This window comes from Actinomadura craniellae (genome assembly GCF_003289645.1).
GTDB lineage: Bacteria > Actinomycetota > Actinomycetes > Streptosporangiales > Streptosporangiaceae > Actinomadura_D > Actinomadura_D craniellae.
Genome location: NZ_QLYX01000012.1, coordinates 51921 through 72277 on the forward strand (window position 1 = coordinate 51921; position 20357 = coordinate 72277).

The following is a 20357-nucleotide window of genomic DNA, read 5'->3' on the forward strand; positions in this document are numbered from 1 at the left end:
CGGGGTCAGGCCGCCACGATCGACGGCTCGGGGACCGGCAGGATGAACGTGCCGCCGGAGTCCAGGAACGCCGACTCCTTGCGCAGGATCTCGTCGGCGTAGTTCCAGGCCAGGAGCAGGTAGCAGTCCGGCGGGTCCTGCGCCGCGGCCTGCGGCGAGCGCACCGGGACGTGCGTGCCGGGCAGCACCTTCCCCTGCTTGAGGTCGGTGGTGTCGCTGCAGAACTCCAGCTCGGCGCTGCCGAGCCCGCAGATGTTGAGCAGCGTCGTCCCCTTGGCCGAGGCGCCGTACCCGGCGACGCGCTCGCCGGCGGCCACCAGCCCGCGGACCAGGGAGCGCAACCCGTCCCTGGTCCGCTCGACCTGCCGGGCGAAGTCCCGGTAGGCGGCGTCCCCGTACAGCCCGGCGGACTCCTCCAGCCGCAGCAGTTCGGAGACGACCGGCCGGACCGGCCAGGGCCCGTCGGCGAAGCCGGCGAAGACCAGGATCGAACCGCCGTGCACCGGCAGCCGCTCGATGTCGAAGACGCGCATGCCGTGCCGCTCGAACAGCGCGCACAGCGGCCGGATCAGGAAGTACGACAGGTGCTCGTGGTAGATGGTGTCGAACTCCAGCCGTTCGACCAGGTCCAGCGCGTACGGCACCTCCACGGCGAACACCCCGTCCGGGGTGAGCAGCTCGCGCAGGCCGGAGACGACGCCGGAGATGTCGTCGATGTGGGCGAAGACGTGCCGGCCGAGCACCAGGTCGGCCCGGCCGAAGTCGCGGGCGACCTGCCGGGCGGTGCCGGCGGAGAAGAACTCCGGCAGCGTCGGGACGCCCGCGGCGTCGGCGACGGCCGCCAGGTTGCGCGCCGGATCGACGCCGAGGACGCGCGCCCCGGTGTCCTGGAACGCCGCGAGCTGCTGCCCGGTGTTGCTGCCGATCTCCACCACGAAGTCGCCCGGCGCGAGCCCGAACCGCCGCCGGCAGGTCTCGGCGACCCCGCGCATGTGCCGGACCATCGTGTCGGAGCCCGACGTGACGTAGGCGTAGTCGCGGTACAGGATCTCGGGGTCCACCACGTGGGTGAGGCTCAGCAGCCGGCACGAGCGGCAGGACACGACGCCCAGCGGGTAGCGCGGCTCGTCCGGGTAGGCGGCGGCCGGGTCCAGGAACCCGTTCGCCAGCGGGACGGAGCCGAAGGAGACGACGTCCTGCCAGTCGTCGGCCCTACAGGTGCGGCAGCGGGTGACCGGCCGGGCCGCGGTACGGGTCGTGAGGTCGGTCATCGGGATTCCTTTCCGCGCGGCTCGAACGAGGTGAGGGCGTCCACCACCCGCGCCACCTGGGCGCCGGTCATCCCGGCGTACAGCGGCAGGCGGATGAGGCACTCGGCGACCCGCTCGGTGACCGGGCAGCCGCCCGGGGCGGTCCGGCCGTACCGGCGGCCCGCCGGGGAGGTGTGCAGCGGCTGGAAGTGGATGGCGGCCCGGACGCCGTGGCCGGCCAGGTGGTCCAGGAGGGCCCCGGTGGTCGCGGCGTCCGGTGGCACCAGGTAGTAGATGTGCGCCGGGTGGGTGCACCCGGCGGGCACGGACGGCGTCTTGATCGCGGTGCGTTCCGCCCAGCCGGCCAGCTCCCGGTGGTAGGTGTCCCAGACGCCCAGCCGGCGCCGCTGGATGTCCGGCAGCTCCTCCAGTTGGGCGGTCAGGAAGGCGGCGAGCATGTCCGACAGCAGGTAGCTGGACCCCACGTCCACCCACCGGTACTTGTCGACCTCGCCGCGGAAGTACTGGCACCGGTCGGTGCCCTTGTCGCGGACGATCTCCGCGCGTTCCAGCAGCGCGGGGTCGTTGACGAGCAGGGCGCCGCCCTCGCCGCACTGGACGTTCTTGGTCTGCTGGAAGCTCAGCGCCCCCAGCGCGCCCAGGGAGCCCAGCCCCCGCCCGTGGTAGGAGCCGGTGAGGCCGTGCGCGTTGTCCTCGATCACCGGCAGGCCGTGCCGCCCGGCGATCTCCCCGATCTCGTCCATCGCGCAGGCCACGCCCGCGTAGTGCATCACCACGATGGCCCGGGTGCGCTCGGTGATCGCGGCCTCGACCAGCCGCTCGTCGAGGTTGAGCGTGTCGGGCCGGCAGTCGACGTACACCGGGACCGCGCCGCGCAGCACGAAGGCGCTGGCGGTCGGCGGGAAGGTGTAGGAGGGGACGATGACCTCGTCCCCCGGCTCCAGGTCCAGCAGGAAGGCCGCGATCTCCAGGGCCTGCGTGCAGGACGGGGCCAGCAGCGCGTGCGGCGACCCGGTGTATCGCTCCAGCAGCGTGGTGGCGCGCCGCGCGAACGGGCCGTCGGGGCCGTCCAGCTTCCTGGACGCGATCGCCTCCTGGACGTAGGACTCCTCGCGCGCGCCGACGTACGGAACGTAGAGCGGGACGGTTTCGGGACTCGCTTGCGTAATGAGGGTCATGGTTCACGCACCTGGGGTCGGAAACGGGCCGGCGCCGGTGGACGGAGCGTCCACCGGCGCCGGCATGAGGGGCCGCGGTCACCGGGCCCGGTCGAACTCCAGCAGGGTGAAGTCGAGCTGCACCATCCCGGTGTCGTCGGCGTAGCCGGCCAGCGCGGGGTCCGAGCCCAGCTCGTCCGGCGGGGCGGCGAAGCATTCCTGCCGGTGCACCCGGCAGCGCAGCCCGGCCTGCCGGCCGAGGTCCTCCAGCAGGCCGGCGTTCCCCATGGCCTTGCTGAAGCCGAAGAAGAGCCGGCCGGTGTCGGTCAGGTGCCGCGGCACGGTGCGGAAGAACTCCCGGTGCATCGCGTAGCCGGGATCGAAGAAGTGGTACTCCACGATCGAGTCCATCGGGCGTTCTGCGGGGGCTTCGATGAAGGGCGAGTTCCAGTAGACGAGGTCGAAGGTCTCGTCGTCGCCGAGCGCGCCGAACAGGTCGCTGCGCAGCGCGCGCACCCGGTCCGCCACGCCGTGCCGGCGCGCGTTCATCGCGGTGTTGCGCACCGCGGCGGGGTTGATGTCCAGGGCCGTCACGGACGCGCAGCCGCGCAGCGCGGCCAGCACCGAGGCGACGCCGCAGCCGGACCCCATCTCCAGGAAGCGCCCGCCCGCCGGGTAGGGCAGCCAGGAGGCGAACAGGCCCGCGGCCTGGTTGTAGTCGCCGCCGAGGACGTCGTCGAGCTGGTCCCATTCCAGGTCCAGCTGGGTGAAGGTCGCCTGGTGGTCGGTGCGCCGGGTGACCTGGTCGTAGGCCTCCAGCGCCATCGCGTAGCCGAGATTGTGCATGGGGGTTCCTCTCCAGGAGCGGGCCGTTCAGGGCCGGTCAGAGCAGGGTGCGGGCGGTCCACAGCTCGGGGAAGAAACGGTGCTCGTTGACCTCGCGCAGCCAGCGGGCCCCGTCGGTGCCCGCGGTGCCCCGCTTGCCGCCGAGCATCCGCTCGACGACGAGCAGGTGCGCCGCGCGCCAGTGCGAGAACTGGTAGGCCACCTCGATCAGGTGCTCGGCGAGCCGGTAGGGCTCCGGGTGCCCGGCCGGGTCCGCGTAGACCTGCTGCCAGGCCCGCTCGACCCGCTCGTCGGGCTCGTACTGCCGGGTGACGTCGCGGTCCAGCGTCGCGGCGGGCAGCGGGAGGCCGTGCCGGTCCAGGAAGCGCAGCGCCTCGTCGTACAGGCTGGGGCGCTCGAACTCGGCGCGCAGCTGCGGGTAGCGGCGCAGGTCGGGCGGCCGGACCATGACCGGGTTCTTGTTGCCCATGGCGAACTCCAGGCCGCGGTACGCGAACGACTGGGTGCCGGACGCCTGGCCGAGGACGTCGCGGAACCGGACGAACTCGTCCGCGGGCATCCCGTTCATGCTCTCCCAGCAGGCGATGAGCACCCGCTGGGTGCGGGTGGCGCGGGCCAGCGCCCGGCACGCCTCGCCGGCGCGGTCGGCGCGGAGGTGACCGCGCGCCTGGTCCAGTTCCAGATGCACCATCCGGAACAGCAGCTCCTTCACCTGGCTCAGCAGGATGAAGGAGAGTTCGAAGGGCGAGCCCGTCCGGGTGTCCTGCAGGTCGTGCAGCTCGTCCATGCGCGCGTAGCTGACGTACTCCGCCCGCCGGTCTGCCACGGCGTTGCTCACGATGAACTCCTTCGCTCGGGTTCGGCTCAGGTGACCACTTCGCGCACCTGGAAGTCCGGGGCGCGGTGCGCGCCCGTGCTCGCGACCTCCTGCATCGCCGCGACGGCGGTGTGGACGTCGGTGTAGGACACGTACAGCCCGTTCAGGCACAGCCGGAGCACGGTGGACGAGCGCACGTCGCCGATGACCCCGCGGGCCTTCAGCGCGGCCATCACCGCGTGCGCCTCGGGGTGGCGCACCGCGAAGTGGTTGCCCCGCCGGAGCGGGTCGCGTGGTGTCGCCACCTCGAAGCCCAGCCCGGTGAGCATGCTGTCGGCGCAGCCCAGGAAGAACTCGCCGAGCTTGAGGCTCTTGTCGCGCACCGCCGCGACGCCGGCCCGTTCCAGCGGTTCCAGCGCGGCTTCCAGGGCCAGCAGCGACAGCACGTGCGGCGTGCCGATGCGGGTCCGGGCGATGTCCGGGGCCGGCTCGAAGCCGTCCGCCATGTCGAACGGCCGGGCGTGGCCGTGCCAGCCGGTCAGCGGCAGGTCGAGGGCGGCCTGGTGCCGGGCGGCGGCGTAGACGTAGGCGGGCGAGCCGGGGCCGCCCGACAGGTACTTGTAGGTGCAGCCGACCGCGAGGTCGACGCCGTCCGCGTCCACCTGGACCGGTACGGCGCCGGCCGCGTGGCTGAGGTCCCACATCGCCAGGGCGCCGGCCCGGTGCGCGAGGTCGGTGATCCCGGCGACGTCCCACAGCGCGCCGGTGCAGTAGTCCACGGCCGGGTAGAAGACCACGGCCACCTCGCCGGCGTGCCGGTCGAGCGCCGCCGCCAGCGTGTCCGCGGTGGTCTCGACGACCTCCAGGCCGAGCAGCCGGGCCGCCGAGGCGGCCAGGTACCGGTCGGTGGGGAAGTTGCCCGCCTCGGTGACGAGCACCCGCCGGCCCGGGCGCAGCCGGGCCGCGGCGACCAGCGTGTTGAAGATCTGCACGGATGTGGACTCGCCCACGGCGGTCTGCCCGGCCGCGGCTCCGATCAGGCGGCCGATCCGGTCGCCGACGCGCAGCGGCGCCGACCACCAGTCCTCGTCGTTCCAGGCCCGGATCAGCCGCTCGCCCCACTGCCGCCGCACGACGTCGTCCATGACGCCGGGCACGGCCGCCGGGAGCGGGCCGAGCGAGTTGCCGTTCAGGTAGACCACGCCCTCGGGCAGCGCGAAGTCGGCGCGGAACGGGGCGAGGGGGTCGGCGGCGTCCAGGCTCTTCGCCAGCGCGCTGCTCGGTCGCATTGTTCGGGGCACCCCAATTCGTGATGTCACACAAACACCGCACAAATCAGGCGCACTATAGGAAAAACTATCTTCGGTCCTAATGGGCGTCAACCAGTGCGATGTCATAAGACCTGTAGATATGTGTCAGGGAAACGTCAGAGGCGGGCGATCTGGCCAGCTCAGCCGGTGGTGCTGCGCCGTGCTGCCATGTTTATTCAGCATGTGAGCACATGAATATGGATAAGCAGGGAACTCCGCCGAAATGAAACACCACACGAATCTACCTCAATCACCCATGGCGGGACCTGTCTCGTGCGTCGGACCTGCCTGTCTCGACGGGACGGCCCCCCGGCGCCCGCTCCCCGGCGCCCGGCTGTGCCCACCCTGCCGGACCGCCCTGGAAGGCGCGCTGCGCCGCCTGCCGGCACTCCACCACGACTGCGCGAGCCGGCTCGGCGGCTCGCCCTCGCCCCCCTGGCGGGAGATCCCCGGCGGCCCGCGACCGGACATGCCGTTCAACACCGCCGCCGCCGACTGCCGCTCGGCCATCGTCGGCGTCCTGTCCTCTTGGTCCGCCCTGGTCGCCGACGAGCGCGGGGTGGCGCCACCACGCCGGGCGGCCCCGCACCTCGGCACGTTCCTGCGCCGCCACCTGGACTGGCTGGCCCGCCACCCCGGCGCGGGCGACTTCGCGGCCGAGGTGGCCGCCCTGGAACGCGCGGCCCACCGGGTGACGAGCCCCGACCCCACCCGCCGCCTCCCCGTCGGCCCCTGCGTCGAGCCCCGCTGCACCGGCTCGCTCACCGCCCTCGTGACCCGCGACCGGCACCGCCCGGCGGAGATCCGCTGCGACGCCGACCCCGCCCACACCTGGACGGGCCACGAATGGCTCGCCCTGGGCGACCGGCCGACCGAGGCCCCTCGCTGGCTCAGCCCCGCCGACATCGAGTGCCTGTGGGACATCCCCCGAGGCAGCGTCTACCGCCTGGCCAGCGAACAGCGCTGGCGCAGGCACCGCCGCGCGGGCCGCGCCTACTACGCCGCGGCCGACGTCCAACGCACCCTGGTCCACCGCCACTGACCCCGGCCCGCGCAGCGGATCGGCCCGGCTCCCCAAGAGCCGGGCCGATCCCTCCAGCGGGCCGTTCAGTGCGCGACCGCGTACGCCTGGGCGCCGCGGGGGCTCGCCGCGGCCAGGGCGCCGCCGTCGGGGGTCGGGCCGGCCATGCAGACCTTGCCGAGGGAGTAGGGCTCGGCGTCCTCCACCTCGTGCCCGCGGCGGCGCAGTTCCGCCAGCACCGCGGGGTCCCAGCCGCGCTCGGCCACCAGGGAGCGCGGGCGGGAGCGGCGCGGCGTGAACGACGACGGGACGTGGTCGGTGTGGAAGGCCGGCGCCTCCACCGCGGCCTGCGGGCTCATCCCGAAGTCGACGTGGTTGAGGAAGGCGTGCAGCGTCCACTGGTCCTGCTGGTCGCCGCCGGGCGTACCGAACGCCAGGTGCGGGCGGCCGTCCCGGAGCACCAGGCTCGGGCTCAGCGTGGTGCGCGGCCGCTTGCCGGGGGCGAGCGCGTTGGGGTGCGCGGCGTCCAGCCAGGCCATCTGCCCGCGGGTGCCGAGCGGGAAGCCCAGGCCGGGCACCACCGGGGAACTCTTCAGCCAGCCGCCGCTCGGCGTGGCCGCCACCATGTTGCCCTCGGCGTCGGCGGCGGTGACGCAACAGGTGTCGCCGCGCGCCGCGGTCCGCCTGACCACCATCGGGATCCCGTTGTCGAGCTGTTCCAGCCAGCCGTGCTCCCGCCGCCGCGCCACCCCCTCCGGGACCCGCGGCAGCCGCGCCGGCAGGCCGCCGGGCCAGCCCGGCCGCAGCCGGCCGGACGCCTCGGCGCCGACGAGCGTGCGGCGCCGGGCCGCGTACCCGCGGTCGAGCAGCTCCGCCAGCGGGACGTCGGCGTGCGCCGGGTCGCCGTACCACGCCTCGCGGTCGGCGAACGCGAGCTTGGTGGACTCGACGACGGTGTGCAGGTGGTCGGCGCTGCCGAACCCCATGCCCGCCAGGTCGAACCCCTCCAGCAGCGCGAGCTGCTGGAGGAAGACGGGGCCCTGCGACCACGGGCCGGGCTTGTGCACCACGTGCCCCCGGTAGTCGAAGGAGCACGGCTCCTCGACGGCGGGACGCCAGGTCGCCAGGTCGTCCCCGGTGAGCAGCCCGCCGTTGCGCCGACCGGTGGCGTCGATCATCTCGGCGGTGGCCAGGAACTTGTCGACGGCCTCGGCGACGAAACCGTCGTAGAACGCGGTGTGGGCGGCCTCGATCTGGGCCTCCCGGTCGTCCCCGGCCGCCCGCGCCGCGGCGACCAGCCGCCGGTACGTCCGCGCCAGCACCGGGTTGCGCAGCCGCTCGCCCGGCGCCGGGGCCCGCCCGTCCACCAGGTAGGTGCGCCCCGACTCGGCCCACTCGGTGCGGAACAGCGGGGCCATCGCCTCGATCATCGCGGCGGCCTTGGGCAGCACCGGGTAGCCCTCCTCGGCGTACCTGATCGCCGGGGCGAGGACGTCGGCGAGCCGCAGCCGGCCGTGCCGCCGCAGCAGCAGCAGCCACGCCCCGACGGCGCCGGGGACGCAGGCCGCCAGCAGGCCGGAGCCGGGAACGGCGTCCAGGCCGCGCTCGCGGAACCGCTCGATACCGGCGGCCCGCGGCATCGGCCCCTGCCCGCAGATGACCTCGACCTTCTCGCGCCGGGCGTCGTACACCATGATCGGGACGTCCCCGCCGGGGCCGTTGAGGTGCGGTTCGACGACCTGGATCACGAAGGCGGCGGCCGCCGCCGCGTCGAACGCGTTCCCGCCGCGCTCGGACATCGCCAGGCCGGCCGCCGAGGCCAGCCAGTGGGTGCTGGCGACCGCCGCGCGGGTGCCGTGGAGTTCGGGCCGGAACAGCATGGAAGACCGCCTCTCGTCTCGGGTCGTCTCGGGTCATCTCGGGCCGGGAACGGTGCCGGGGTGCGCCGGCAGGACGAGGTTCCCGCGGACGGCCGGGACCACCCGCCCGGTCACGGAGGCGGTCACCGACCCGTCCCCGCCGATGGTGAGCGCGCAGTCCAGCCGGGCCGGCCGGCCCATCTCGGCCCCCTGGTCGATGCCGTAGCCATGGGTGCCGGCGTCCGCCGGAAGCGCGCCCTCGGCGACCAGCCAGAGGCCGAGCCCGAGGGCCACGCCCGCGCAGGCCGGGTCCTCGGGGATGCCGTAGCCGGGCGCGAACAGCCGCCCGTGCGCGGTCCGCCGGGCGGCGTCCCAGCCGAACACGAAGACGTCGGGGAGGTCCAGCCGCGCCATCCTCCCCAGGTCGGGCCGGGCGGCTCGCACCGCCTCGTCCCGGACCGGCAGGTAGTGGAACAGCGGGCCGAAACCCGCCGCGCGCGCGGTGCCGGCGAGGTCCGCGCGGGCCAGCCCGGTGGCCTCCAGCAGCGGTTCCGGGTCGATCTCGCCGCCGGGCCGCGGCCCGGCGGCGGACATCGTGGCGCGGGTCCGGTCCGCGGACAGCCGGTGCAGCCCGGGGCCGCACTCCTGCACCACGTCCCCGGCGGGCAGCAGCCCGTCGCGGACCAGCGTCACCGCGGTCCCGATGCAGGAGTGGCCGCCGAACGGCGACTCGCCGCCCGGGGTGAAGATCCGGACCCGGTGCGTCGCGCCCGGCGCCGCCGGTGGCAGGACGAAGGCGGTCTCGTCGGTGTCGAGCGCCGTGGCGACCTGCCGCATGCGCTCGTCCGACAGGCCGCGCGCGTCGGTCACGACCCCCAGCGCGCTGCCCGCGCACGCGCGCTCGGCGAACATGTTGACGATGGTGAAGCGGATCATTTCGCACCTCCCTGCGGGCGCACCACGGTGGCGGCGACCTCCTCCAGCACGTCGAGGCTCCCCTGGTAGGGGAACTCCGGCCGGGGCCAGTGCACGGCGAGGTCGGTGAAGCCGGCCCCGGCGAACAGCCCGGCCGCGTCCCGGTAGGTCTCGGCCGAGTCGAGCACCCCGCCGACGGCCGCGTCGGTGATCAGCAGCCGGTCTAGTTCGGTGGGGTCGCGGCCGGCGGCCTCGCACGCCGCGTCGACCGCCGCGTTCTGCTCCTTCAGCAGCGGCAGCGCCTGGTCGTAGCGCTCGGCCTCGAACGCGTTGGGCTTCCCGCTGGTCACCCAGATGTCGGCGAAGCGGGCCGCCAGGGCCATGCCGCGGGGCCCGGTCGCCGCGACGGCGAGGGGCACCCGGGGGGACTGGACGCAGCCCGGCTCCATGCGCACCCCGACGGCCCGGTAGTGGACGCCCTCGTAGGAGGTCACCGGCCTGCGCAGCAGCCGGTCCAGCAACTCCACGAACTCGGCGAACCGGATGCCCCGCTCGCGCGGCGACAGCACGGCGTCGCCGCGGATCTCGGCGTCGTAGCCGACCGGCGACCCGGCCCCCACCCCGCAGACCAGCCGGCCCGCGGAGATGTCGTCCAGCGTCATGAGCTCCTTGGCCAGGTTCACCGGATGCCGGAAGTTGGGGCTGGCGACGAGGGTGCCGAGCTTGATCGTCGAGGTGGCGGTGGCCGCCGCCGTCAGCGTCGGGACGGTGGCGAACCAGGGCTTGTCACCGAGCCACCGCCACATGAGGTGGTCGTAGGTCCACGCGTGCTCGAAGCCCAGCCGCTCGGCGGCCGACCAGATCTCCCGGGCCCGGCTCCAGCGGTGCTCGGGCAGGATCACCACGCCGTGACGCATCTCGTTCGCCTCCTACGTGTGGGCGGGCACGAGCCCCGCGGCGGTCTCCCCGACCCGGGAGAGGATCTTGAAGAGGCCGTACTCGCAGGCGATCACCTCGTCTTGGCCGTACTCCGCCGGCATCCGGGGGACGCCGTGGCCCAGCGGGTAGAGGTCGTTGGCGGCGACGTCCAGGGCCACCGCCCGCAGCCGGCGCAGCAACTGGTCGACGATGCGGTCGGCCCGGGTCGGGGCCCGCAGCGTGAGGAAGTAGTTGTCGTAGAGGACGGCGGTCTTGGCGGAGCTCTTGACCGACGTCTCCGACATGGACTGCTGGAGCAGCGACCGCCCGCTCGGCACGAGCTTGGCCGCGATGCCGTCATGGATCGTTTTGTGTGTTTCCACCGCGGCGCGCAGCCCCGCGGCCTCCGGGCCGTCCGTCCACGGCTGCGGGCGGCCGCGGAACAGCGCGCGCACCGGGCCGAAGTCCGGGGCCCACGTGCCGCTGAAACCCGGGTGCTGGAGGAACATGCTCGGCCTGATCAGGCCCGTGTAGACCGGGCGCGGGCAGGAGCCGGTGTAGAGCAGCATCGCGCAGTACCCGTGCGTGTAGGCGGTGAGCGCGTCCAGCTCGGCGGCGCTCGCCTGGCCGCGCTCGGCCACCGGCTTGATCAGCCGCCCCATGAGCTGCCAGACGGCGAAGGTGAGCTGGTGGCCGGTGATCCAGCGGAACCAGAACAACCGGTCGTAGGACTGGAACGGGTCGGCCTCCACCGGGGTGTCCCAGGCGCCGGTGAACGCCCGCAACTCCCGGCAGACCGCCGCGAAGTCGCCCTGCGGCGGGTCGCCCGCGGCCAGCGGCGCCATTCCGGGGACGGGCAGGGTCAGCGGTTCCAGCGCGTAGGGGAAATCGCCGAAGTCCCAGGACTCCAGGCTGGTGCGTTCGGTGAACGTGGTGTCGAGTCGGATTCCCATCAGTCGCCGCCCGGAATATAGGTGAACTCGAATTCCAGGCCGTTCACGTCGAGGACGTAAAGGCTCTGCACGCCTTCGGCATCGGTCACGATGTCGGTGGGCCCGTCGGGGCGGGCGAACGCGTACCGGCCGGAGCGGAACAGCTCGATCCACCGCTCGCGCACCTCGTGCAGTTCCGCCGGTGAATCCACTTCGACGCACACGTGCTGGAACAGCGTCCCCCATCCGTCGGGGAGCGTGCGGGTGTGGCCGTCCCGGTCGAACAGGTGGAAGCGGACGCCGCCCGCCTCCACCTCGACCAGCCGGCGGATGCCGGGCAGCCGGCTGAGCGTCAGCTCAGAGAACCGGTCCAGCGACCAGTTCGGCTCGGCCCCGAAGAAGTCCCGGTACCAGGCCAGGCAGTTCTCCAGGTCGGCGGTCTGGATTCCCAGATGGTGGAATCCGAGGGCGACCTTCTCCCGGCCGGGAAGGGTGGATGTCTCGGGCACGGCAAAGCCTCCTCACATCAGATTGAGGTCCATTGCCCAGTGCGGGAAGTCCGGCCGGGACTTTCGCTCGATCGATCAACCGGGATCAGAAAACGAAGTCACGAATACGGCGGACAGTAGAAGAAACTACCTTCGCCCGCCCCGGCCTTCAACCGGGGTGACTTCAGATGATTCATAGCCTTCCGTCAGGCGAACGTTAAACGCCGCGCGGCGGCTGATTTTCGGGGCGGCCGGCTCCCGGGACCGTCCCGCCGCCTCCGCCGCGGCTCCGCCCGGCCGGTCGAGCCGGCTCGGGCGCGGTCGTTCGCGGGGCTCCGGCGGCGGGTGCGATCGACCCTCCAGCGCCCCTCGTCACGACTGTCTACATAACGGTATTGGACATCTCCAAGACGGGAGGGGGCAAGGAATAGGACGATCTGTCCGGGATACGTTTCGGTACCGGTGATTCACCAGAGCGTGTGGGCCACGCCCACGGGCCGCTCAGGATGAGCCGGTTCCCGGCGCTGATCTCGATGTCCCTCCGGTTGACCCCGGTGCAGACCCGACCACGAAAGCGTGGAATGAACGACCCCATGCGCGTACTGATCGTCTCTGACAGCTATCCGCCGCTCCCGGACGGGGTCGCGCAGTCGACCGCCGCGCTGCTGGCGGGCCTCACCGAGATAGGGCACCAGGCGGCCGTCGTCGCCCCCTCGCACCGGAACACGGCGAACGACTCCCCGCGGGTCCACCGCGTCCGGTCGGTGCCCGCCGTGATCGCCGACTACCCGCTGAGCCTCATCACCCCCCGCGGCTTCCGGCCGCTGGGACACCGCTTCCGACCGGACGTGGTCCACATCCAGACCCTGGCCCCGCTCGGGTTCGCCGCCGCGGTGTACTGCCGCCGGTACGGGGTGCCCGCGGTCCTCAGCTGGCACACGGACGTGATCGAGTACCGGACGGCGCACCGGGCGCTGAACTTCGCCATCCCCGCCCTCCACGGGCTCTGGAACTGGCGGGAACGGCCCGGGCGCACCGCCGCCGAGGTGGGGGCGGTCGCGGCGAAGTCGCTGGCGGGCCGCGACGTCACCCCCGAACACGTGCGCATGCTCGACTCGGCCGTCGGCTTCTTCGACGAGGTCATCGTCCCGTCCCGCAAGTGCCTGCTGCGCCCGCCGCTGCACGAGACGGACCGCCCGGCCGCCGTCATCCCCACCGCGGTCGCCGGTGACGTGCCGATGACGGCCGCCGACCTCCCCGCCTACCAGGCCGCCCAGGCGAAACTCGACCCGGCCCGGACGACGATCGCCTTCGTCGGCCGCCCGTCCCCGGAGAAGGGCCTGGAGGATCTGTTCGAGGCGCTGCAACGCTTCGTGCTCCCCGCCCACCCGCGGATCCAACTGGCCGTCATCGGCTCCTACCGGGGGGACGAGCGCTACCGGCGGCTCGCCACCGAGATGGGCCTGGAGGACACCGTGCGGTTCCTTGGCGCGCTGCCGAACTCCGTGGTGCGGGCGCTGCTCCGCGACTGCGCGCTCCTCGCGCACCCCTCGCTGACCGAAACGCAGGGCATCGTGCTCACCGAGGCGGCACTGGCCGGGATCCCCGCCATCGTCATGGACACCGACCTGGGCGAGACGGTGCGGCACGGCGAGACCGGCATCGTCGCGGAGACACTGGAGTCCTTCGGCCACGGGATCACCGGGCTGCTGTCGGACGAGCCGCTGCGGCAGAAGCTGGGCGACGTCGCCCGCGAGCAGGCGCTGGCCTACACCCCCGCGGTGTTCGCCGGCCGGGTGGCCGAGGTCTACCGTTCGGCGTTGGCCGCGAAGAGACCGGGCACCGCCCGGTGAAACAGGCCGAGGGGGTGGCGGCCCCCGCGCCCTTCCGGGTCCGGGGGCCGCGGGTGCTGTCCCTGGTGACGGCGAACGTCGGCGTCGTGGCGGTCTTCTACGCCGGGCTCGCCAACCTCCTCCCGCGCAAGATCGAGGAGATCGCCGGGGCTTCGGACAAGGTCGTGGTGCTGGGCCTGGTGACGGCGGTCAGCGCGGTGGTCGCGATGCTGTCCAACGTGGCGGTGGGCTGGGCGTCGGACCGGTGGCGCACCCCGCTGGGCCGGCGGCGGCCCTGGATCATCGCCGGGTCGCTGGTCGGGGCCGCGGGCCTGGTGGCGGTGTCCGTCCAGGAGACCGTCCCGGGGATCTTCGTCACCTGGGCCGTCACCCAGGCGGGCACCAACTGCGCGCTGGCCGCCCTCTCGGCCTTCATCCCCGACCACGTCCCCGCCCGGCACATGGCGGAGGTCTCGGCCCTGGTCGGGCTGGGGCAGGTGATCGGGATCGTGCTCGGCGCCGGCTCCCTCGTTCTGACGGAGGACGACACCGGCGGCGGGTTCGTCCTGCTCGCCGGCCTCTACTTCCTGCTGCTGCTCCCGTCGGCCATCTCGCAGTCGGACGGGCACGCGCCCGCACCGGTGCAGGCGGGCCCGGACCGGCCGGCCGCCCCCGGGAGGTCCTACCGGGACTACTGGCTGGCCTGGTCCACCCGTTTCATCGTCACCTTCTCCAACGCCATCGCCTTCCTGTACCTGTTCTACTACCTGACCGACGTGCTGGAACTGCCCGACGCGACCCGGCGTCAGGGCCTGCTGATCGGCGTCGCCGCGGTCTTCCTGATCTTCAGCACGCTGCTCGGCGGCAGGCTGTCCGACCGCTCGGGCCGGCGCAAGGTCTTCGTCGTCTGGGCGATCCTGCTGATGACGGTCGCGGCGTTGCTGCTCGGCGTGCTGCACACGTGGAACACCACGCTGCTCGCCGCCGCCGTGCTGGGCCTCGGCTACGGCGTCTACCTGTCCGTCGACCAGGCGCTCTGCGTCCAGACGCTGCCGAACCCCACCACGTACGCCCGCGACCTCGGCATCATGAACCTGGCGAACGCCGCCCCCCAGACGGCGGCCCCCCTGGCGGCGGCGGCGATCCTGGCCACCCCGTTCGGGTACTCCGGCCTGTACATCGCCGCCGCGCTGATCAGCCTGCTCGGCATCGTCTTCGTGTTCCCCATCCGCGGGGTGCGCTGAGGGGTGCGTCCTCAGGGGACGAGGCGGGCCCAGGTCCACTTGCCGCCCCTCGGGTCGCGGGTGCAACCGCAGGCACTGGTGAGGGACTGGACGATGAGGAGGCCACGGCCGCCGTTGTCGTCGTAGGCGTCCTCGGCGAGGTCGAGGGTGTCCAGGGTGAGTTCGACGGCGGGCCGGGGGCGGGGCAGCCGGGGGCTGGAGTCCCAGACGGCGACCACGACGTCCCCCGCTTCGCGGGCGAGCCGGAACCGGATCTCCCTGCGCGGGGTCTCTTTGACCGCATTAGTGATCAATTCAGTGACGACGAGAAGTGTGTCGTCCAAAATGCGAAAACAGTCCCATTTGCGAAGTCGTTGGTCGGTAAGGGTGCGCGCCAGTCCGGCAGCCGCCGGCGATCCGAGCAGGGACATGAGCAGGGCGTCAGTCGTTGTGGCCACCGATGTACCGTCCTTGGCGAGTTTCCGATTTCCTCACCAAGAGTGACGGGTTGGTTCTAGGGTTTACCTGTTGTCGTAACAGCGCCAAACAAGGAGTGCAAATGCCCATCGTTCGCGATCCCCTCAATCCCAAGATCTCGATGTGGCACTTCCTGGCCTTCTATCTACGCTTCTGGCGGGAGAAGGAAGAGCTGTCACTGACGCAGTGCGGGAAGATCATCAGCGTGGCCCGCTCGACTGTTTCCAACATGGAGGCCGGCAGGCAGCGCCCGCAGGACGACCAGATGCGGGCACTCGACGAGAGGTACGGAACGGGGATCCTGTTCCAGTTACTGCTCTGGTACGCCCGCATGGCACACGACCCCGACTGGGGCCGCCAGCTCGTCAAGTACGAGGAACAGGCCAACCTGATCAAGATGTACCACGGCCAGGTGGTCCCCCTGGTACTCCAGACCGACGACTACACCTGGGCGTACGTTAAGTCCGGCACCCCTAAGGACTTCGAAGCGGAGATGGCGGAGAGGATCGCCCGGAAGAACAATGCCTTCCTGAGCAGGAAAGACTCCGTCGAGATCTGGGCCGTGATCGATGAGAGCGTGCTCGCTCGGGTCGTCGGTGACAACCAGGTGATGCGGGGGCAGCTTGAGCATCTGCTCACGGTGGCGGACATGCCCCAGGTGATTCTGCGGGTCATCCCGTTCTCCTCGGGCGCGCACCTGGGCGTTGACGGGTCTCTGCAAATCCTCAGTTTGGAGACTCGCGACATTGCCTACTCCGGGGCGCAGAACGGTGGACGGCTGATCGAAGGGCCGATCGAGGTGAGAGAGCTGTCCGTTAAGTACGATCGCATAGGTGCAAAGGCTGCCTCCGAGGAAGCCTCTCGCGACATCATCAAGCGGTACCTGGAGCGATACTCATGACCGTGCAGTGGCGTAAAAGTTCTCACAGCGGCGGAGCGGACGATCAGCACTGCGTTGAGGTGGGGCGTCTCGTGCGGGGGGTCGGGGTCCGGGATTCCAAGAATCCGTCCGGCGGTCATCTCACCTTGACCGCCACCCAGTTCTCCGCTCTGCTGGACCAGATCAAGCACACCTCCCCAGCCCCCTGACCTCCCCGCCTGCCATTCCACGCCCGCTCCTGGCCGGACCCGGCCAGGAGCGGGCGAACGCCGCTCTTCGTGCGAAGCGCACCGGCACTTACGCTGGTGCGCATGACCGTGCAGTGGCGTAAGAGTTCCCACAGCGGCGGAGCGGACGACGAGCACTGCGTCGAGGCGGGACGTCTCGCGCCGGGGATCGGGGTCCGGGACTCCAAGAACCCGTCCGGCGGTCACCTGACCTTGACCGCCGCCCAGTTCACCGCTCTGCTGGATCGGATCAGGTACGGTTCCCCGCCCTCCTGACCCCACCGCCGTCGGTGCCCGACTGGCGAGGTCCGCCCGTCCCGCTGCAAAGATTCGTGATCTTTCGGGCCTGCTGCGTCTATGCTCCGCCTCATGTCCCTGCTGCGCAGGCCGAGAGGCCGGGTGGACGTGCCCTTCGCCGACATCGCCGACCAGCTGGCGGACCTCACGACCGCCCGGCTGGAGGAGACGGCTCTCGTAGAGGGGCGCTGGCGCCGCCCTGTCGAGATGCGGCTGACGACCCTGGTGGACTTCCGCGCCGGAACCAGGTTCTCCATCGTGGAGACGAACGGCGAACAGTTCGAACAACTGCAGACCGGCGGGCAGGTGTATCACCGACTCACGCAACAGGAGCAGCGTGAGACCGGGCGGATCTGGCGGCAGGTCCCGGTGGAGTGCCCGTACTGCCCGCACTGGGAGCGGCAGTGGGCCGGGTTCATCGTCGCCCTCCGCACCGTTGCCAGACCCGTCGCCCACGCGGTGGAAGCCGGGAACGACCGTTACACCTTCCTCATCCGCCCGCGTAAGAGCGCATCCGATCCGATGCTCGCCGAGCTGTACAAACATCTGCGGTATCACTACACAGCCCGGGTGATCTACGACGTCTGGCTGGACGCCGAGGGCCGGCTGACGGGCTTCCGGGAAAGCTGGACCATGCTCCGATTCGGACGCTGGGAGGGCAGCCTGCGCTCGGTCGTCGTCGACTTCCGGGAGTTCGGAACGCCCGTGGAATTCAGCGCCCCGACCCCGGACGAGGTCCTGCACGACTCCGCCTGACGTCCACCCCGGGCCCCACCCATCCTCAACGATCACGCGAGCAAGGGGTGGAGGCGGGCGTTGGTGGTACCGCCGGGGGCTGTCGGTCTCACTTGGAGACAGGCCTCAGGTCCAGGTGAGGGGGAGGGTGTCGAGGCCGATGACCTGGCCGGAGTGTTCGGTGACGGGGGCGCCGTCGGGGATGCGGTAGTCGGGGATGCGGGCGTGCCACTCCTGGAGGGCGATCTGGAGTTCCTGGCGGGCCAGGTGGGAGCCGAGGCAGCGGTGCGGGCCGGCGCCGAAGGCGATGTGCTTGTTGGGGGAGCGGTCGAAGTCCACCGCCTGCGGGTCGGGGAAGGCGCGCGGGTCGCGGGTCGCGGAGCTGATCGGGAGCAGCACCATGTCGCCGGCCTTCATCGGGCAGCCGTGGAACTCCACGTCCCGGGTGACCTTTCGGCCGGGCAGCACGAGGGAGTGGGCGCGCAGCAGTTCCTCCACGGCGGCGGGGACGACGCCGGGGTCGGCCGCGATGCGCGCCCGGTCCGCGTCGTGCCGGGCCAGGTGCCAGAAGGAGTAGGAGAGCGCCGCGGTGACGGTGTCCAGCCCGGCCAGGAAGAGGAGGACGCACAGGGACAGCAGTTCCTGGTCGGTGACCGGCCGGCCGTCGATCTCGAAGTCCAGGGCGGCGCTCACGATGTCGTCCTGCGGGGCGCGCCGCCGCTCGGCGATGAGCTCGGTGAAGCACGCCGCGACCTCGCCCATGGCCGCGCGCCGGGCGTCCAGCCACTGCGGGGAGGGCGGCTGGTGCAGGATGGTGTACTCCCAGCCCAGGAACTCCTGGAGCCGTTCGGTAGGCAGGCCCATGGTCTCCAGGAAGATCGTGGTCGGGAACACCCGGGCGAAGTCGGTGACGAAGTCGCACGAGCCCCGCTCGGCGAGCTCGTCGACGAGCCGGGCACAGCGCCGCCGGATCTGATCGCTCATGGCGGTGGCCCGGGCCGGGGTGAACAGCGGGCGCAGCAGCCGCCGCCAGGTGGTGTGCTCGGGCGGGTCGAGCATCACGGGGATCCACTGGTAGGGCGGGTCGGCGTCCAGCACGGTGATCGCCCGGCTGGAGAACAGCTCCGGGTCCTGGTACGCCGCCAGGATCGCGTCGTGCCGGGTGAGCACCCAGAACCCCTGCCCGGCGTCGCTGCGGAACGCCGCGTGCCGCTCGCGCAGCTCGTCGAGGTTCGCGTGCGACGTGCCCGCCGCCTGCTCGCCCGAGACGGGAGTGAAGTCGATCGTCGGGATCGGGTTCTCGGGCATGGGGCCCTCCTCGTCCGCCGGGCACGCCCCGGGTGGTGGATCGGATCGCTGGTGGTACCGGGTCAGGGCAGGCGGCCCACACCGCACAGGAACCAGATCGGCAGGGGTCCCCGGCGCGGCTTGGGCGGCGGGGCGACGGTCGCCCCGAACGGTGTCTCGGGCCGCCAGTCGGGCAGCGGGACGAGCCCCGGCTCGACGAGCTCGAACCCGTCGAACAGGTTCATGAGCTGCGCCCGGTCCCGCAGGGTCATCTGCGTCGTGGCGCCGACCCGCCGGTAGACCTCGGCGCCCCGCTGGGCCGTCTCGGCGTCCTCCTGGGCGGTGATGTGCGAGATGACGAGGTGGCTGCCGGGCGCCATCCGCTCCTGGAAGCGCGCCACCACCCCGGCGGGCTTGTCGTCGTCGGTGAGGCAGTGCAGGGCCGCGACGAACAGCACCGCCACCGGCCGATCCAAGTCGATCAGCCGGCGCAGCTCCGGGTCGTCGAGGATGTCGTCGGGCCGGCGCATGTCCGCTTCGACCACGGCGGTCTGGGCGTCGGTGGCCAGCAGCGCCCGGCTGTGGATGAGCACCACCGGGTCCCGGTCCACGTACGCCACGCGCGCGTCGGGCGCCGCCCGCTGCGCTGTTTCGTGCACGTTCTCCCGGGTGGGCAGGCCGCTGCCCACGTCGATGAACTGGCGGATCCCGGCGCCCACCAGGTACCGGACGGCCCGGCCGAGGAACGCCCGGTTCTCCCAGGCCAGCCGGGGTGTCTCCGGCGCGACGGAGAGGACCTGCTCCGCCGCCTGCCGGTCGGCCCGGTAGTTGTCCTTGCCGCCGAGGTAGTAGTCGTAGATGCGGGCGGTGTTCGGCGTGGCGACGTCGACGCCGGGTGGTGCCTGCTCGCCGTCCACGATGCCTCCTCGGCCGTCCTGCCGCGCTCCATGTTGCGCTGCCCGAAACAGTGCGCAGGGTCGCCCCTGTGTGAGGAGCGGTTGGGCGCCGACATGGCGCAATTATATGCCTATCAAGTTGGTTTTTTCGTAGCTTACTGACTTGCATGCGGGAGACTTGGTCGCCCCGGAGGACGGCCAGACCGGGTCGGTTCGTCATTTGAACCGGTTTGAGGCGACCGTCGCCGAACACGGATACGGCTGAGGCCGCCCCGGCTGCGCACCTTCGCCGAACGCTTCGAGCAGCAGAGGTTTTACCGGCTCCGGCAGTGCGTGCCGGACTTTCCCGACGAGGTGAACGCCATCGTCAACGCGGCGTTCGACGAGGACGACCTCTCGGCCCACGCGGCCGCCGCCTACCTGCGCGGCGTGGCGATGGCGCTCGCCCACCAGGAGGCGGCGGTACGGATCGAGACGGTGTGGAGCGGGCCGACCAGCCACGCGGTGCCGGTGCGCGCCACGGCCCGGGTGCTCACCGAGATCGTCGGACGCGCCGCCCGCGAGCTGCTGCTGATGACCTACTCGGCCAAGCCCCACCCGCCGCTTCAGGAGGCGCTCGCCGCCGCGGTCGCGCGGAAGGTGACCGTGCGAGTAGTGGTGGAGACCTTGCAGGGAGCCGGGAGCGCGCTCTCGGGGGAGGAACCGGCGGTGGCCTTCCACGGGCTGGGCGTGGAGCTGTGGCACTGGCCGGTCGGGCGGCGCGCCGAGGCGAAAGGGAAGATGCACGCCAAGCTCGCGGTGGCGGACCGGCGGGAGCTGCTGGTCTCCAGCGCGAACCTCACCCAGGCGGGAGTCGAGAGCAACATCGAGGCCGGCCTGTTCGTCCGCGGCGGCACCGCCCCCGAACGGGCGGCCGAGCATTTCGACGCCCTGCGGTCGGCCGGGGTCCTGGAACGGATGTGACCGGAG

At 72.1% G+C, this 20357-nt stretch carries 21 protein-coding genes; 8 read left to right on the forward strand and 13 right to left on the reverse strand.

Annotated features, from left to right (window positions below; genetic code table 11):
- Positions 1 to 5 precede the first annotated feature (5 nt).
- The 5 genes from DPM19_RS23645 to kynU form a co-directional block, all read right to left on the reverse strand.
- A complete protein-coding gene (locus tag DPM19_RS23645) occupies positions 6 to 1271 on the reverse strand; it encodes a class I SAM-dependent methyltransferase (RefSeq protein ID WP_111870203.1) in 1266 nt (421 codons plus the stop codon).
- Positions 1268 to 2449 carry a dTDP-4-amino-4,6-dideoxygalactose transaminase gene (gene rffA / locus DPM19_RS23650; protein ID WP_111870204.1) on the reverse strand — a complete coding sequence of 394 codons (1182 nt, stop codon included), beginning with the start codon at positions 2447 to 2449 and terminating at the stop codon, positions 1268 to 1270. The genes DPM19_RS23645 and rffA overlap by 4 nt, the downstream gene beginning before the upstream one ends.
- A gap of 78 nt (positions 2450 to 2527) precedes the next feature.
- The gene (locus tag DPM19_RS23655) at positions 2528 to 3274 is read right to left on the reverse strand and encodes a methyltransferase (RefSeq protein ID WP_111870205.1); all 747 of its coding nucleotides are present in this window, start codon (positions 3272 to 3274) and stop codon (positions 2528 to 2530) included.
- 37 nt (positions 3275 to 3311) lie between these two features.
- The gene (locus tag DPM19_RS23660; protein WP_233510672.1) at positions 3312 to 4112 is read right to left on the reverse strand and encodes a tryptophan 2,3-dioxygenase; all 801 of its coding nucleotides are present in this window, start codon (positions 4110 to 4112) and stop codon (positions 3312 to 3314) included.
- Positions 4113 to 4138: 26 nt separating this feature from the next.
- Positions 4139 to 5380 (reverse strand): kynureninase, encoded by a 1242-nt coding sequence (gene kynU / locus DPM19_RS23665; RefSeq protein ID WP_111870206.1) that lies wholly within the window; start codon positions 5378 to 5380, stop codon positions 4139 to 4141.
- 277 nt (positions 5381 to 5657) lie between these two features.
- Between kynU and DPM19_RS23670 the strand changes: the two genes are divergently transcribed.
- Positions 5658 to 6443, forward strand: coding sequence for a hypothetical protein (locus DPM19_RS23670; protein ID WP_146778973.1), 786 nt, complete (start codon positions 5658 to 5660; stop codon positions 6441 to 6443).
- Between the two features lie 65 nt (positions 6444 to 6508).
- Here the strand turns inward: DPM19_RS23670 and DPM19_RS23675 are convergent, their stop codons facing one another.
- The 5 genes from DPM19_RS23675 to DPM19_RS23695 are packed head-to-tail and all read right to left on the reverse strand — an operon-like array spanning position 6509 to position 11555.
- Positions 6509 to 8302, reverse strand: coding sequence for a gamma-glutamyltransferase family protein (locus DPM19_RS23675; protein WP_111870208.1), 1794 nt, complete (start codon positions 8300 to 8302; stop codon positions 6509 to 6511).
- A gap of 33 nt (positions 8303 to 8335) precedes the next feature.
- Positions 8336 to 9217 (reverse strand): PhzF family phenazine biosynthesis protein, encoded by an 882-nt coding sequence (locus DPM19_RS23680; protein WP_111870209.1) that lies wholly within the window; start codon positions 9215 to 9217, stop codon positions 8336 to 8338.
- Positions 9214 to 10113 (reverse strand): LLM class flavin-dependent oxidoreductase, encoded by a 900-nt coding sequence (locus DPM19_RS23685; protein WP_111870210.1) that lies wholly within the window; start codon positions 10111 to 10113, stop codon positions 9214 to 9216. The genes DPM19_RS23680 and DPM19_RS23685 overlap by 4 nt, the downstream gene beginning before the upstream one ends.
- A 12-nt stretch (positions 10114 to 10125) precedes the next feature.
- Positions 10126 to 11067, reverse strand: coding sequence for a hypothetical protein (locus DPM19_RS23690; protein WP_111870211.1), 942 nt, complete (start codon positions 11065 to 11067; stop codon positions 10126 to 10128).
- Complete coding sequence (locus DPM19_RS23695) at positions 11067 to 11555, reverse strand: VOC family protein (protein ID WP_199485252.1); 489 nt, start codon at positions 11553 to 11555, stop codon at positions 11067 to 11069. Before DPM19_RS23695 ends, DPM19_RS23690 begins: the two co-directional genes overlap by 1 nt.
- A 572-nt stretch (positions 11556 to 12127) precedes the next feature.
- Between DPM19_RS23695 and DPM19_RS23700 the strand changes: the two genes are divergently transcribed.
- Positions 12128 to 13387 (forward strand): glycosyltransferase, encoded by a 1260-nt coding sequence (locus DPM19_RS23700; RefSeq protein WP_158566873.1) that lies wholly within the window; start codon positions 12128 to 12130, stop codon positions 13385 to 13387.
- Positions 13384 to 14610 carry an MFS transporter gene (locus DPM19_RS23705; protein ID WP_111870213.1) on the forward strand — a complete coding sequence of 409 codons (1227 nt, stop codon included), beginning with the start codon at positions 13384 to 13386 and terminating at the stop codon, positions 14608 to 14610. Before DPM19_RS23700 ends, DPM19_RS23705 begins: the two co-directional genes overlap by 4 nt.
- An 11-nt stretch (positions 14611 to 14621) precedes the next feature.
- On the opposite strand, the gene DPM19_RS23710 is transcribed toward DPM19_RS23705, so the two are convergent.
- Positions 14622 to 15020 carry an ATP-binding protein gene (locus DPM19_RS23710; protein WP_325050278.1) on the reverse strand — a complete coding sequence of 133 codons (399 nt, stop codon included), beginning with the start codon at positions 15018 to 15020 and terminating at the stop codon, positions 14622 to 14624.
- Between the two features lie 128 nt (positions 15021 to 15148).
- On the opposite strand from DPM19_RS23710, the gene DPM19_RS23715 reads away from it, so the two are divergent.
- From DPM19_RS23715 to DPM19_RS23730, 4 genes are all read left to right on the forward strand, one after another.
- Positions 15149 to 15967: a helix-turn-helix domain-containing protein gene (locus DPM19_RS23715; protein ID WP_158566875.1), complete on the forward strand. Its 819-nt coding sequence runs from the start codon at positions 15149 to 15151 to the stop codon at positions 15965 to 15967.
- The gene (locus tag DPM19_RS23720) at positions 15964 to 16155 is read left to right on the forward strand and encodes a DUF397 domain-containing protein (RefSeq protein ID WP_111870216.1); all 192 of its coding nucleotides are present in this window, start codon (positions 15964 to 15966) and stop codon (positions 16153 to 16155) included. The genes DPM19_RS23715 and DPM19_RS23720 overlap by 4 nt, the downstream gene beginning before the upstream one ends.
- A gap of 102 nt (positions 16156 to 16257) precedes the next feature.
- On the forward strand, positions 16258 to 16449 hold the full coding sequence (locus DPM19_RS23725) for a DUF397 domain-containing protein (RefSeq protein WP_111870217.1): 192 nt from the start codon (positions 16258 to 16260) through the stop codon (positions 16447 to 16449).
- Between the two features lie 93 nt (positions 16450 to 16542).
- Positions 16543 to 17226, forward strand: coding sequence for a hypothetical protein (locus tag DPM19_RS23730; RefSeq protein ID WP_146778975.1), 684 nt, complete (start codon positions 16543 to 16545; stop codon positions 17224 to 17226).
- Between the two features lie 105 nt (positions 17227 to 17331).
- Here the strand turns inward: DPM19_RS23730 and DPM19_RS23735 are convergent, their stop codons facing one another.
- Positions 17332 to 18513 (reverse strand): cytochrome P450, encoded by a 1182-nt coding sequence (locus DPM19_RS23735; protein ID WP_111870219.1) that lies wholly within the window; start codon positions 18511 to 18513, stop codon positions 17332 to 17334.
- 62 nt (positions 18514 to 18575) lie between these two features.
- Positions 18576 to 19409 (reverse strand): SAM-dependent methyltransferase, encoded by an 834-nt coding sequence (locus tag DPM19_RS23740; RefSeq protein WP_111870220.1) that lies wholly within the window; start codon positions 19407 to 19409, stop codon positions 18576 to 18578.
- 255 nt (positions 19410 to 19664) lie between these two features.
- Here DPM19_RS23740 and drmC point away from each other — a divergent pair, with 255 nt between their 5' ends.
- Entirely contained in the window at positions 19665 to 20351 is a 687-nt protein-coding gene (gene drmC / locus DPM19_RS23745) for a DISARM system phospholipase D-like protein DrmC (RefSeq protein WP_233510710.1), read from the forward strand.
- Positions 20352 to 20357 lie beyond the last annotated feature (6 nt).

Bases quoted from the DNA above. Each gene is read 5' to 3' on its own strand.
- DPM19_RS23645 (WP_111870203.1), bottom strand. From the start codon at position 1,271: ATGACCGACCTCACGACCCGTACCGCGGCCCGGCCGGTCACCCGCTGC.
- rffA (WP_111870204.1), bottom strand. From the start codon at position 2,449: ATGACCCTCATTACGCAAGCGAGTCCCGAAACCGTCCCGCTCTACGTT.
- DPM19_RS23655 (WP_111870205.1), bottom strand. From the start codon at position 3,274: ATGCACAATCTCGGCTACGCGATGGCGCTGGAGGCCTACGACCAGGTC.
- kynU (WP_111870206.1), bottom strand. From the start codon at position 5,380: ATGCGACCGAGCAGCGCGCTGGCGAAGAGCCTGGACGCCGCCGACCCC.
- DPM19_RS23670 (WP_146778973.1), top strand. From the start codon at position 5,658: ATGGCGGGACCTGTCTCGTGCGTCGGACCTGCCTGTCTCGACGGGACG.
- DPM19_RS23675 (WP_111870208.1), bottom strand. From the start codon at position 8,302: ATGCTGTTCCGGCCCGAACTCCACGGCACCCGCGCGGCGGTCGCCAGC.
- DPM19_RS23680 (WP_111870209.1), bottom strand. From the start codon at position 9,217: ATGATCCGCTTCACCATCGTCAACATGTTCGCCGAGCGCGCGTGCGCG.
- DPM19_RS23685 (WP_111870210.1), bottom strand. From the start codon at position 10,113: ATGCGTCACGGCGTGGTGATCCTGCCCGAGCACCGCTGGAGCCGGGCC.
- DPM19_RS23690 (WP_111870211.1), bottom strand. From the start codon at position 11,067: ATGGGAATCCGACTCGACACCACGTTCACCGAACGCACCAGCCTGGAG.
- DPM19_RS23700 (WP_158566873.1), top strand. From the start codon at position 12,128: ATGCGCGTACTGATCGTCTCTGACAGCTATCCGCCGCTCCCGGACGGG.
- DPM19_RS23710 (WP_325050278.1), bottom strand. From the start codon at position 15,020: ATGTCCCTGCTCGGATCGCCGGCGGCTGCCGGACTGGCGCGCACCCTT.
- DPM19_RS23715 (WP_158566875.1), top strand. From the start codon at position 15,149: ATGCCCATCGTTCGCGATCCCCTCAATCCCAAGATCTCGATGTGGCAC.
- DPM19_RS23720 (WP_111870216.1), top strand. From the start codon at position 15,964: ATGACCGTGCAGTGGCGTAAAAGTTCTCACAGCGGCGGAGCGGACGAT.
- DPM19_RS23725 (WP_111870217.1), top strand. From the start codon at position 16,258: ATGACCGTGCAGTGGCGTAAGAGTTCCCACAGCGGCGGAGCGGACGAC.
- DPM19_RS23730 (WP_146778975.1), top strand. From the start codon at position 16,543: ATGTCCCTGCTGCGCAGGCCGAGAGGCCGGGTGGACGTGCCCTTCGCC.
- DPM19_RS23735 (WP_111870219.1), bottom strand. From the start codon at position 18,513: ATGCCCGAGAACCCGATCCCGACGATCGACTTCACTCCCGTCTCGGGC.